Source organism: Micromonospora sp. ATCC 39149 (assembly GCF_000158815.1).
In the GTDB taxonomy this organism is placed as follows: domain Bacteria; phylum Actinomycetota; class Actinomycetes; order Mycobacteriales; family Micromonosporaceae; genus Micromonospora.
Genome location: NZ_GG657738.1, coordinates 559,358 through 572,119, shown reverse-complemented (window position 1 = coordinate 572,119; position 12,762 = coordinate 559,358). Strand labels below are relative to the sequence as shown.

Below are 12,762 nucleotides of genomic sequence, written 5' to 3'. Positions count from 1 at the left end.
GGCAGGGTCGCCGGCTCGTTAGGAAGGCTCGCCAGCGCGAGCAGCACCCCGGCGGTGCCGGAGGGCAGGTCCATGGAGAGCCGCAGGAGCTGCTCGCCGGGGAAGGCGATCCCGCCGCCGTACGGCAGCGCGTGCCAGCCGAGCCGGCGCAGCTGCGCGTCCAGTTCGCGGCGGCCGTCGGCGTCGGGGAGCGTGGCCAGGTACGCGATGATCCCGGCCCGGCCGGCGAAGAGGCCGGACTGGGCGTAGAACGGGGACCGGGCGGCCCGGCGCACCCCGGCGCTGGCCTCGGCGAAGCGCTCGTCGGCGCGGTGGCGCAGGTACTGGTCGAGCACCAGGCCGATGCCGACGCTGCCCTGCCCGAGGTACGGCATGGTGCGCCAGCCCTCGTTGACCTCCAGCGCCCCGTTCGGGCGGACCACGCACCGGCGCAGGTCCTGCCGCAGCGCGGTGGCGGCGTGCTCCAGCAGCGCCGGGTCGCCGGTCAGCTCGTGCATCCGCACCAGCAGCAGCGCCGCTCCGGTGCGCCCGCGCAGCAGCCCGGCGTACGGGTGCCGGCCGCCGCTGACGTCCGGGCCGGGGTCGTCGGCGAGCCGGTCGACCACGGCGGCGGTGGCCTTGTCGGCGGCGTCGCGCAGCGCGGTCTCCCCGGTGCGCCCGGCCAGCTCGGCGAGGTTGAGGGCGATGCCGGACAGCCCGTTGGCCAGGCTCAGGTCCAGCTCGGTCCAGGACTCCCGCAGGCAGATGTCGAGCACGTCGAGGGCGTCGGAGCGGCGGCCCAGGTGCTCCAGCGCGTACGCCACCCCGTGCAGGCCGTCGTAGAAGCCCAGCCGGGTGCCCGATGCGCGGGCGGTGGCCCGCCGGGCCAGCCACTGTTCGTGCTCGGGGAACCGGCCCGCGCCGCTGACGGCGAGGGCGTGCAGCACCCCGGCCGCGCCGTGGGCGAGGTTGAGCCCGCCGCTGCGGAACTGCTCGATATCGCCGGGGAAGAGCCGGTCGTCGCGGCGCGGGGTGGCGCTGGCGAGGATCGCGGTGCGGATCCGTCTCCGCACCCCGGGCCAGTCGCCGGCCACGTCGACGGTGTCGTCGCCGCCCGTGCCCCCGTCGGCGTCCTGGCGCTGGGCGTCGGTGATCTCGGTGACCGCCGCGGCCAGCCAGTCGCGGGGAACCGGGAAGTGCTCGGCGACGATGTCGGCGAGGTGGGCGACCTTGTCCGGGGAGAGCCGGACGAGCTGGGTCAGCGGGAGGAACAGCGCCAGGCGCAGGCAGGCCAGCGCGTACCGGTCGACGGCCGGGCCGCTCCGGTCGCCGGGCGCGGCGAACCCCTGGTTGCGCAGCCCGGGCCGGCGGTGCCCCTCGATCGGGGCGGCGACCTCGAAGTCGACAAGCGCCACCCGGCCGTCGGGGCGGACCATGATGTTGAACAGGTGCAGGTCGCCGTAGACCAGCCCGCGCTCGTGGATCGCCGCGACGATCGACTCGACCTGTGCCAGGACGTCGCGCGCCCAGCGGGCGTACTCGGCCCGGTCGGCGTCGGTGGCGTCGGCGTCGATCAGCGGATACCGGTCGACGACCACCTTGTTCAGCGACCGGCCCTCGATGAACTCCAGGGCGAGGAACCGGTGCTCGCCGATGGCGAACTCGTCGTGTACCGCGGGCACCTGGGGCAGGTCGGCGAGGCGGCGCAGGGCGGTGGCCTCCCGGTCCAGCCGGGCCACCGCGTCGGTGCCGTCGGCGTCCAGGCCGGCGTGCGGGCGGGCCTCCTTGAGCACCACCTCGGTGCCGGTGCGCAGGTCCCGGCCCACGTACAGGCCGCCGCCGTTGGAGAAGTGGATGACCTTCTCGATCTTGTACGGGACCTCGGTGGTGCTGGTGGCGTTGCGGGCGGCCAGGTGCGGGGCGAGGAAGTCCGGCAGGGGCACCCACTGCGGCAGGTGGAACACCGGGTCGCGACGGTCGGGCACCAGCGTGCCGGAGTCGTCGGCGATCGCGGGGACGACCTGCCCGTCCGGGGAGAGGCAGTAGCGGCGGGCGAAGCCGCCGTAGCGCACGTGCACCGGCCCCGCGCCGTAGCGCAGATCGGTGAGGATGTACGGCCCGGCCTCGCCGGCGAGCAGCGCGTCGAGTTCCTTGCAGGCCAGCTCCAGCTCGTCGGTGTCCTGCGGGTAGATGGTGACGAACTTGCCGCTGGCCGAGCGCGAGGCGTACTTGGAGTTGCGCAGCAGCAGGGTGCGCGGCCCGCGCAGGAACTTGAACGACAGCCCGCGCGGCACGCAGTAGTCCCACACCGCGTCGAGCACCCGCTCGGCGTTGGCGAGGGTGGCCGACACGTGGATCTTCCAGCCCTGCTGGGGCAGCGAGCCGCCGTCCGGGGCGTGGATCAGCCAGTCGTCGAGCGACTCACGACGCCAGCCCGCCGGCACGTCCCGCTCGGCGGCGGCGAACGCCGGCTGGGCCACCGCGCTGCCCAGCGAGTCGTAGAAGAGCCGGTCCGCGGCGCAGTAGTTGTCGTAGCGCTCGTCCACCATGACCCCCCTCCGCGATCTCGGCCGGTTCCGTTGCCCGGCGACGGATACGAGTCTCGTGCACCGGACCCGTCCGTCCCCAGTGCAGTTAGTCATGACAGCGGATGCGTGCCGCACGGGGCCCGATGACAAAAGTCACCGGCGACCCGTGGTAGCTCGAAAAAAAGAACCGGCCGGCGCCGCGAGGGGCGCCGGCCGGTTCCGTGGACCGGGTGCCGGTCAGTCGGTGGCGCGCCGCTGCGCCCGGTACCGGGCGATCAGGGCGCGGGTCGAGGAGTCCAGCCCGGACAGGTCGGCCTCGTCGCCGGTGAGCAGCGGCGCGAGCTGGTTGGCCATCACCTTGCCCAGCTCCACCCCCCACTGGTCGAACGGGTTGATGTCCCAGATCGCGCCCTCGGTGAACACGATGTGCTCGTACAGCGCGATGAGCTGGCCGAGCACGGCCGGGGTCAGCTCCGCGGCGACGATCGAGGTGGTCGGGTGGTTGCCCGGCATCACCTTGTGCTCCGCCAACTCCGCCGGGGTGCCCTCGGCCTCGACCTGTTCCCGGGTGCGGCCGAACGCCAGCGCGGCGGTCTGCGCGAAGAAGTTCGACATGAACAGGTCGTGCATGTCGCCCAGGTCGTGCGTGGGCCGGCTGAACCCGATGAAGTCCGCCGGGACCAGCCGGGTCCCCTGGTGGATGAGCTGGTAGAAGGCGTGCTGGCCGTTGGTGCCCGGCTCGCCCCAGAAAATCTCCCCGGTGTCGTACGACACCCGCGTGCCGTCCAGCGTCACCGACTTGCCGTTGCTCTCCATCGTGAGCTGTTGCAGGTACGCCGGGAACCGGTGCAGGTACTGCGAGTACGGCAGCACCGCGTGGGTCTGCGCGCCGAGGAAGTTGGTGTACCAGACGTTGAGCAACCCGAGCAGCGCCGGCACGTTGCGCTCCACCGGAGTGGTGCGGAAGTGCTCGTCGACGGCGTGGTACCCGGCCAGCAGCTCCCGGAACCGCGCCGGCCCGACCGCCAGCATCACCGACAGCCCGACGGCCGAGGGCAGCGAGTACCGCCCGCCCACCCAGTCCCAGAAGCCGAACATGTTCGCCGGGTCGATGCCGAAGTCCCGTACCCGCTGCTCGTTGGTGCTGACCGCGACGAAGTGCCGGGCCACCGCAGAGGCGTCGCCACCGAGGCCGGCGAGCAGCCAGTCGCGGGCCTGCCGCGCGTTGGCCAGCGTCTCCTGGGTGGAGAACGTCTTCGACACCACCACGAACAGGGTGCTCGCCGGGTCCAGGTCGGCGGTCGCCTCGGCGATGTCCGTGGGGTCGATGTTGGAGACGAACCGGCAGACGATCCCGGCGTCCCGGTACGCCCGCAGCGCCTCGTACGCCATCACCGGTCCCAGGTCGGAGCCGCCGATGCCGATGTTGACCACCGTGCGGATCCGCTCGCCGGTGTGCCCGACCCACTCGCCGGAGCGGACCCGCTCGGCGAACGCCGCCATCCGGTCGAGCACGGCGTGCACGTCGGCGACCACGTCCCGGCCGTCCACGGTCAGCGTCGCATCCGCCGGCTTGCGCAGCGCGGTGTGCAGCACCGCCCGGTCCTCCGTGGTGTTGATGTGCGCGCCGGAGAACATCGCCGCGATCCGGTCGGTCAGCCGGGCCCGGCCCGCCAGTGCGGCGAGCAGGGCCAACGTCTCGTCGGTGACCAGGTTCTTGCTGTAGTCGACGTGCAGGTCCGCCAGCTCACCGGCCAGCCGCTCACCGCGATCCGGGTCGGCGGCGAACAGATCGCGCAGGTGCGCGTCCCGCAGCTTCTCCGCGTGCGCCGCCAGCGCCCGCCACTCGTCGGTGGTGGTGATCTCCTCGGCCATTCCCGGCTCTCCTCCCGCACCTGCTCACAACCGTTGCGCGCCGTAACCGTACTGCGCGGGCCCGGCCGCCCCGGGCCAGACTGCCATCAGCCGGGACGTGTCGCACCCCGGCGCGCGCACGTCACCCGGAGGTAGGCACGCCCCTGTTGACGCGGCCGGTCACTCTTCGTCCGGGCGGCCGAGTCTCCAGTAGCCCATGAACGCCACCGACCGTCGGTCGATTCCGCATTCAGACACCAACAGCCGTCGCAGCGTGCGTATGACGCCGGCTTCACCGGCGAGCCAGGCGTACAGAGGCGCTGCGGCCCTGGCAGTGGGTACTTCCCACAGGATGCCGGTGTCGACGTCGACGTCGGCCAGTGGTGCCGCGGGTGTCGTCGGCCGGGTGAGCGGCCGGGTCGCCGCGGCGGTCACGGCCGGTACGAGGCAGCTTCCGTGGGTACCGGCGTCCCGGACCAGCCACCTCACGGAGATGCCTGGTGGCGCCTGCATCGGGAGAACGTCGGCGCGGTCCGGAACCTCCAGGAAAGCCTCGCCGCAGGCGTTGCGGGGTAGCCGTTCGAGGATGGCGCCGATGGCCGGTACAGCCGTCTCGTCGCCGGCGATCAGCAGCGACCCGACGTGCTTCGGCGGGCGGAACTCCACACCGCCGTGGTCGCCGTCGTAGCCGGCGTCGGGGCCGAGGATCGCCAGCACGTCGCGGGGTCGCGCCCGCAGCGCCCACCGCGACGCGGGGCCACTGTCACCGTGGACGGCGAAGTCGACATCGACCTCGTTGAGGTGGGGGCGGACCGCACGGGCGGTGTAGGTCCGGATCGGGTTGCGGGTCGTTTCGGGCAGCGACCGCCACCGCTGGTACCAACCTTCGCCGGTGGGCAGCCCGGCGAATCCGGAGCCGGGCAGGGGGAAGACGAGCTTGACGCGTTGGTCGTAGCCGTTGTCGCAGAAGCGGTCGAGGTCGGGACCGGTGAACGTGACACGTACGAAAGACGGGCTGAGTCGGCGAACCATTCGTACGTCCACCGTGAACAGCCGCCACGGGGCGACGGTGAGGGTTGCCATGTCTTGCAGTCCTTCCTGTCGCGACTCCGGCGTGACCGCCCGGCCGGCGAGGCCCGCTGGCCCGCTGGCCGGGCGGCACGGTCAGCGCAGCGGTTCGACGCCGGCGGCCTTGGCGATGTCGTCGAGGATGAGGTGGGCGCCCTGGATGCCGATGCCGGTCATCCAGGTGTCATCGCTGACGTTGGTGACGCGGTTGTTCTTGACCGCGGTCAAGTTGGCCCACAGCGGGCTGGCGAGGAATGCCTTCTGCTGGGTGGTGGCGGGGTCGCCGTAGGTGCAGACGAAGACGTAGTCGCCCTCGGCGCGGTCGATCAGCTCCGGTCCGATCTCGGTGATGACCTCTTTGGGGTCCTGCTGAGAGGCGGGGCGGGGCAGGCCGGTGTCGGCTACGACGACACCGCTGAAGCTGCTGGGCTGGTAGAGGCGGGTCGGTCCGTCGACGAACCGGACGACGGAGATCGTGGGCGCCTTGCCACCGTTCTTGGCGGTGATCGCCGCACCGATCTTCTTGGCCCGCTCCTGGTACGCGGCGACCGCCGTCTCGGCTTCCTTGTCCTTGCCGAGGGCCTTGGCGAAGAGGGCGACGTTCTCCTTCCAGCCGTCACCGGGGGCCTCGGCGAAGACGGTGGGGGCGATCTGGCTGAGCCGGTCGTAGATCTTCTCGTGGCGGATCTTGGAGGACAGGATCAGATCCGGCTTCAGCGACAAGATCTTGTCGATGTTGGGTTCCTCCAGCGGCCCGACGTCCGGCACTCCGGTCAGGTCCTTCTGCAGGTGGACCGGGTAGGTCTTGGCGACCGGGTCGACGGAGACGGCGGCGATCGGCTTCACGCCGACGAGCAGCGCCGCTCCAGCTTCCGGTGTGTCGAGCACGACGACGCGCTGCGGCTGCTTGTCGATGGTGGTGGTGCCCATGGCGTGCGTGATGGTGCGCGGGAACGTCCCGGCGCTGGACGGGCTCGCGGCCGGCGCGTCCTTCGAGGTGCCACCGCATGCGGCCGTCAGCGCGGTGAGCGCCATCAGGCCGGCGACCGCGGTGACGCGGCGGAGGGTGAACGAACTTCTCATGGTGGTCCTCTCGAATTTCATGATCTGACCGAGTCGGCAACGTCGCCGACGGCGGACGGGGATGCCGCCGGCCGCTCGCGGCGGTCGTGCGGCACCACGAGGGGGGTACCAGTGACCGGGTCGTCGATGACCAGGCACGGCAGGTCGAACACGTCGTGGACGAGATCGGCGGTGAGGATCTCGGTGGGCGCTCCGGTGGCGACCAGCCGGCCGTCCTTCATGACGAGCAGATGGTCGGCGTAGCGGCAGGCCTGGTTGAGGTCGTGCAGCACCGCAACCACCGTGCGGCCGTCGTGGGTGAGGCCCGCGAGCAGGTCCAGCACGTCCAACTGGTGACGCAGGTCGAGGTACGTGGTGGGTTCGTCGAGCAGCAGCAGCGGTGTGTCCTGGGCGAGGGCCAGGGCGATCCAGGCCCGCTGGCGCTGGCCGCCGGACAGCTCGTCGACCATCCGGGTACGCAGGTGCAGCAACTCGGTGCGGCCCAGGGCGGCCTCGACGGCGTCGGAGTCGCCGCTGCTCCAGCCGCGCAGCAGCCCGTGGTGCGGGAAGCGGCCCCGGCGTACGAGCGCCTCCACGGTGATCCCGGCGGGGGTCACCGGGGCCTGGGGCAGCAGGCCGAGCCGGCGTGCGACCTGCTTCGTCGGGGTCCGGGCGATGTCGGCGCCGTCGAGCAGGACGGTGCCCCGCCGGGGGGCGAGCAGCCGGGCCAGTCCGCGCAGGAGGGTCGACTTGCCGCACGCGTTCGGGCCGACGATGACGGTGTAGCCGCCGGTCGGGACGCTGACGTCGAGTCCGTCGATGATCACTTTGCCGTCGTAGGCGAGGGTGAGGTCGCGCGCCGAAAGACTTGTCATGTCCGTGCCTTTCCGCGGTGGTGCCGCCAGAGCAGCCAGAAGAACAGCGGTGCGCCGACGGAGGCGGTGACCACGCCGGCCGGCAGGGCGGTGGGCAGCGCATGCTGGGCCGTCACGTCGGCGCCGAGCAGCACCGCCGCGCCGAGGACGAGCGCCAGCACGAACGTGCGCGGGGAGAGCGGACCGGCGATCAGCCGGGCGAGGAAGGGCACCGCGAGCGCGATGAACGGCAGCGGTCCGCCGAGCCCGACGCCGACCGCGGCGAACGCCACGGCCGTGGCGATAATCCCGAGTCGCACCAGTCGCACCCGCAGGCCGAGGCCGGCGGCGAGGTCGTCGCCGAGGTCCAGCACGGCGAGCAGGCGGAGCAGGACCAGCGCCGTCGGCGTCAGTACCGCGACGGCGACCGCGGCGACGGCGACCTCGGTCCAGGTGCGGTTGTACAGGGTCCCGACGGTCCACAGCACCGCGGACTGCACCAGGTCGTCGGGGAACCGCAGCACCAGGAAGGTCTTCACCGCGTACAGGGCGGTGTGCAGGCCGATCCCGACGAGTACCAGGCGGTCGGCACCGATGCCGTTGCGCCAGGCGAGGCCGACGAGCAGGGCCGCCGCGGCGACGGCGCCGAGCAGCGCTCCGCCGGGTACCAGGACCCCCGGTACGCCGATGATGATGGCGGCGACCGCGACCGCCGTCGCGCCCATGTTGACCCCGATGACGTCGGGCGACGCGAGCGGGTTGCGCAGCAACGCCTGCAGCAGCGCTCCGCTGGCGGCGAACGCCGCGCCGGCGAGTACTGCGGCCAGCACCCGGGGCAGCCGCCACTGTTGGATCACCAGGAGGTCGGCGCGATGCCCGTCGCCGACGACGGCGCGGGCGGCGTCCAGCATGCTGATCGGGTAGTCGCCCAACGTCAACGCCCACAGGCCGAACACGACGGTGCCGGCCAGTATCACGGTGGTCCACAGCGCAGCCCACAGCACGGGCCGCTTCGCGGGACGTGGTGACGCGTCGACCAGGAGGGGGGTGGCCCGATCGGTGACGGTCATCCGCTCACCAGCCGGACACGACGGACAAGGATGATCAGGACGGGGGCGCCGAGCAGCGCGGTGACGATGCCGGCTTCGAGTTCGAGGGGGAACAACACGATCCGGCCGATGACGTCGGCGAGCAACAGCAGTGCCGGGCCTAGGATGGCGCAGGCGGGCAGCAGGACGCGGTGCTCCGGCCCGCAGAGCTGGCGCGCCAGGTGCGGTGCGGCGAGGCCGATGAAGGCCAGCGGTCCGGCGGCGGCGACCGCGCCCCCGGCGAGCAGCGTGACGGCGACGGCACCGAGCAGGCGATGCCGCAGCGGATCGAAGCCGAGGGCCACGGCGGCGTCGTCGCCCAGGGCGAGGGCGTCGAGTGCCCGGACCAGGACGATCGCGAGGACCGCGCCGACGACGAGGAACGGCAGCACCGCGGTCAGCACACCGATCGGTCGGCCGGCGATGGACCCGGCGATCCAGAACCGCGCCTCGTCGAGGGTACGCCGGTCCAGGGCCATCACGGTCTGCGTCCACGACAACGCCGCCGTCGCCAGTACCGTGCCGGAGATGGCCAGCCGGATGGGGGTAGCGCTCCGTGAGCCCGCACCGGCGAGTACGTACACCACGACGGCGGAGACAGCGGCCCCGAGTAGAGCGAACCACACGTACCCCTGCGGGCTTTCGACGCCGGCGAAGTAGATCGCAAGGACGATGGCGAACGAGGCACCGTGCCCGATGCCGAGCAGTTCCGGTGAGGCGAGCGGATTGCGGGTCAAGCCCTGCATGAGGCAACCGGCCACGGCGAGGGCTGCGCCGACGGCGATGGCGAGCAGCGTCCGCGGCAGGCGGATCTCCCGGACGATGATGTGGTCTCGCTCACCGCCGCCACCGAGAAGGGCGTCGAACGTCACCAGTGGACTGATCGTGCGGGCGCCGACGAACAGGCTCAACGCGATCGCCACCAGCAGTAACCCGCCGCCGGCCAGCAGCCACGGGAAGCGGACCCCCGGCGTGGCGCGCAGGGACGGGCTGGTCATGGACGATGGCTCCGGGGTGTCGGGGGCGTCGAGACGATCACGCGTAGCGTATAAGGTGAGCCTAACCTTGGTCAAAAGGAGCCTCCATGGATCTGCCACCGTCCGCCGCCGGAGCGCCGGCCCTCGCCGCTGACTCGTTGCCGCCAGCCGTGGTTGCCGCGCTTGTGGACCAGGCCGCCGACCGGTCGGATCCCCTCAGCGGGTACCTCTACAGCCCGGCGGTCGCGGTCGCGCGGGCCGATGCACTGCGCGCGGCGCTGCCGGACTGGGCGAAGGTCTGCTACGCGGTCAAGGCCAACTCGTACCGCCCGGTCGTCGCCGCTCTCGCCGGGCACGTGGACGGGTTCGAGGTCGCCTCGGCCGCCGAGGCGACCCTGGCGCGCAGTGTCCGGCCGGACGGGCTCCTCGTCGCCGCGGGCCCGGCCAAGAGCGACACGTTGCTGCGCCACCTCATCGCGCACGGCGTCGACATGATCAACGTGGAGAGCCTGCACGAGCTGCGCCGCGTCGACCGGATCGCCGCCGAGCTCGACCAACCGGTGGCGGTGACCCTGCGGGTGAACCCGCGCCGCGTCGCGGTCGCGGGTGCGCTGGCGATGGGCGGCAAGGCCACCCAGTTCGGCATCCCCGAGGCCGACGTGCCCGAGGTGCTGGAGCAGGCGCGCGCGCTGCGCCGCACCGACGTCGTCGGCTTCCATCTGCACGTGGTCGGCAACAACCTGGACGCCGCCACGCACGTCGCGTACCTGCGATGGTGCCTGCAGTTCGCGCAGGACACGGCGGCGCGGCACGGCGTGCAGCTACGCGTCGTCGACATCGGCGGCGGCATCGGCGTCTCGTTCGGCCGGGGACCGCACTTCGACGTACGCCGCTTCGGCGAGCTGGTCGCCGACGTCCGGCCGCCCGCCGACTGCCAGGTCGTCTTGGAACCGGGCCGATACCTGGTGACGGACTGCGGGTGGTACGCCGCCGAGGTGCTCGACGTCAAGCACGCCTACGGCACCTGGTTCGTGGTGCTGCGCGGCGGCATCAACCACTTCGCGCTGCCGGTGTCCTGGGACATCCTGCACCCGTTCACGGTGGTCCCGGTCGCGCGGTGGCCGTACCCGTGGCCGCGGCCGGAGGTCCGCGACGCACCGGTCACCGTGGTCGGTGAACTCTGCACCACCGAGGACACGCTCGTGCGCGACATGACCGTCGACCGGGTGCGCGCCGGCGACCTGGTGGTCTTCCCCGACGCGGGCTCGTACGGGTGGGAGTTCGCGCTGCCTGAGTTCCTCGGTCACCCCCGCGCCGAACGTTGGACGCTGGACTCCCCGGCGGGCGCCGATGCGCTCACAGCCGTTCGAACCCTCGCCGCCGTTCCCAGTCCGTGACGGTCGCGGCGAACGCGTCCAGCTCGGCGCGCGCCGCCGCGGCGTAGTGCGCCACCACGTCGGAGCCGAACCCCTCGTGCGCGGCCTCACTGGCCTCCCACAGGGACACCGCCTCGGCGAGTGAGGCGGGCAGCCGGGGTCGGTCGGTGGCGGCGAACGCGTCACCGACCAGGGCGGGCTCCAGGGGGAGCTTGTGCTCGATGCCGTGCAGGCCGGCGGCGATGACAGCGGCGACGGCCGTGTACGGGTTGGCGTCGCCGCCGGGCACCCGGTGCTCGATGCGTAGCGAGTCACCCTCTCCCACCACGCGGATCGGGCAGGTGCGGTTGTCGCGGCCCCACGCCACTCCCGTAGGTGCGAACGAGCCCGGCGCGAGCCGCTTGTACGAGTTGACGTTCGGCGCCTGCAGCAGGGTGAAGTCGCGCAGGCAGGCGAGCTGCCCGGCGACGAAGTGCGCCATCGTCGGCGACATCCCGGCCAGGTCCGGCCGGTCCGGCGAGCCACCGCCGGCGAAGACCGGGGTGCCGTCCACGTGACGCAGCGACAGGTGAACGTGGCACGAGTTGCCCTCGCCGGCGTCGTACTTCGCCATGAACGTCACCGACAGGCCCTCCTGGGTGACGATCTGGCGTACCCCCGTCTTGTAGACGGCGTGGTTGTCGCAGGTGGTCAGGGCGTCGGCGTAGCGGAACACCATCTCGTACTGGCCGGGGTGGCACTCGCCGCGCGCCGACTCCATCCGCAGCCCGGCCTGCCGCATCTCCCGCCGGATGCGGCGCACCACCGGGTCGATCTCGGTCACGCCGGCGACCGAATAGTCCACGTTGTGCCGGGTCGCTGTGACCAGGCCGCGGTAGTCGCGCTCGTGCGCCTGCCGGAACGTGTCGGTGAACAGCAGGAACTCCAGCTCCGTACCGGCGAAGGCGAGCAGGCCCCGGTCGGCGAGGCGATCCAGCTGGGTACGCAGCACCTGCCGCGGCGCGAACGGCACCGGGGTGCCGTCGGGCCAGCGGGCGTCGGCGAGCACCAGCGCGGTGTCCTCGTCCCACGGCAGCCGGCGCAGGGTGGCGACGTCGGGCACCAGCAGCAGGTCGCCGAAGCCGGCCCGCGCGGCGTCGAGCGCGTAACCCGGGCCGGTGTTCATCTCGACGTCGGTGGCCAGCAGGTACACGCAGGCGGGGAAGCCCGTGCGCAGCGTGTCGTCGAGGAAGTGGTGGCCGTCCAGGCGGCTGCCCTGCAACCGGCCCTGCAGATCTGGTACGGCGACGATGACGTTGTCGACCGTCCCGGCGGACACGTCTTCGCGAAGCTGCTCGACGGTGATCACAGTGGGTCCTTCTCGTCGTGCAGCGGATTGGGGACGGGGTCCGCGTCGAGGCGGAACGAGGCGTCGCGCTCGGCGCGGTCGTGGTAGCCGCCGGGCAGCAGCCGCTCCCGGTTGAGGCAGGTCCGCGGGAACGCCGGCTTGCCGAGATCGAACAGGGCGAACCGGTCGGCCAGCTCGGTGAACCGCTCCTGGTAGCGGCGAACCTCCTCGCGTACCAGCGTCCAGAAGGTGGCCTCCGGCACCGCCAGCTGCTCCTCGCACAGCGGGGCGAGGAACCGGAAGTGGCAGGTCAGCAGCGACTTGACGATCGAGCCGGCCAGCTCGTCGGGGCCGCACCGCATCAGTACGCCACCCGCCTCCGCCGGCAGGTCCGCGTACTCGGGCAGGTCGGTGTGGAGCAGCTTCATGTCGTCCACGAAGTCCTTGACGGCCAGCCGGGTCGGCACGTCGGCACCGTCGTAGACGACGATCGTGTTCTCGCCGTGCGGGTTGAACGCGATGCCGTAGCGGTGCATCAGGTGCAGCAGCGGCGGCAGCACGGCGGCGAACAGCCGGCGCAGCCAGCCGGTCGGCGTCAGGCCCGAGCGGGCCACCAGCTCGGCCACGAACGCCCGCCCGGCGGGATCGA

10 protein-coding genes are annotated in these 12,762 nt (G+C 72.3%); 1 reads left to right on the top strand and 9 read right to left on the bottom strand.

Annotated features, from left to right (window positions below; all coding sequences use genetic code 11):
* The 7 genes from lanKC to MCAG_RS02350 form a co-directional block, all read right to left on the bottom strand.
* On the bottom strand, positions 1 to 2,528 hold a 2,528-nt coding region (gene lanKC, locus MCAG_RS02380; protein WP_050778142.1), incomplete at its 3' end, for a class III lanthionine synthetase LanKC.
* Positions 2,529 to 2,744: 216 nt separating this feature from the next.
* Positions 2,745 to 4,382, bottom strand: a complete 1,638-nt coding sequence (pgi, locus tag MCAG_RS02375) for a glucose-6-phosphate isomerase (RefSeq protein WP_007071390.1) — start codon at positions 4,380 to 4,382, stop codon at positions 2,745 to 2,747.
* Positions 4,383 to 4,541: 159 nt separating this feature from the next.
* Positions 4,542 to 5,444, bottom strand: a complete 903-nt coding sequence (locus MCAG_RS02370) for a siderophore-interacting protein (RefSeq protein WP_007071389.1) — start codon at positions 5,442 to 5,444, stop codon at positions 4,542 to 4,544.
* A gap of 81 nt (positions 5,445 to 5,525) precedes the next feature.
* Positions 5,526 to 6,533 (bottom strand): ABC transporter substrate-binding protein, encoded by a 1,008-nt coding sequence (locus MCAG_RS02365; RefSeq protein ID WP_007071388.1) that lies wholly within the window; start codon positions 6,531 to 6,533, stop codon positions 5,526 to 5,528.
* Positions 6,530 to 7,366, bottom strand: coding sequence for an ABC transporter ATP-binding protein (locus tag MCAG_RS02360; RefSeq protein WP_050777823.1), 837 nt, complete (start codon positions 7,364 to 7,366; stop codon positions 6,530 to 6,532). The genes MCAG_RS02365 and MCAG_RS02360 overlap by 4 nt, the downstream gene beginning before the upstream one ends.
* Positions 7,363 to 8,415, bottom strand: a complete 1,053-nt coding sequence (locus MCAG_RS02355; RefSeq protein ID WP_007071386.1) for an iron chelate uptake ABC transporter family permease subunit — start codon at positions 8,413 to 8,415, stop codon at positions 7,363 to 7,365. The genes MCAG_RS02360 and MCAG_RS02355 overlap by 4 nt, the downstream gene beginning before the upstream one ends.
* Positions 8,412 to 9,431 (bottom strand): iron ABC transporter permease, encoded by a 1,020-nt coding sequence (locus MCAG_RS02350; RefSeq protein ID WP_050777822.1) that lies wholly within the window; start codon positions 9,429 to 9,431, stop codon positions 8,412 to 8,414. Before MCAG_RS02350 ends, MCAG_RS02355 begins: the two co-directional genes overlap by 4 nt.
* 86 nt (positions 9,432 to 9,517) lie before the next feature.
* Here MCAG_RS02350 and MCAG_RS02345 point away from each other — a divergent pair, with 86 nt between their 5' ends.
* Positions 9,518 to 10,807: an alanine racemase gene (locus MCAG_RS02345; protein WP_007071385.1), complete on the top strand. Its 1,290-nt coding sequence runs from the start codon at positions 9,518 to 9,520 to the stop codon at positions 10,805 to 10,807.
* Here the strand turns inward: MCAG_RS02345 and MCAG_RS02340 are convergent.
* Entirely contained in the window at positions 10,767 to 12,134 is a 1,368-nt protein-coding gene (locus MCAG_RS02340; protein ID WP_007071383.1) for a glutamine synthetase family protein, read from the bottom strand. The genes MCAG_RS02345 and MCAG_RS02340 overlap by 41 nt on opposite strands.
* On the bottom strand, positions 12,131 to 12,762 hold a 632-nt coding region (locus MCAG_RS33260; protein ID WP_036372001.1), incomplete at its 5' end, for an IucA/IucC family C-terminal-domain containing protein. The genes MCAG_RS02340 and MCAG_RS33260, both read right to left, overlap by 4 nt.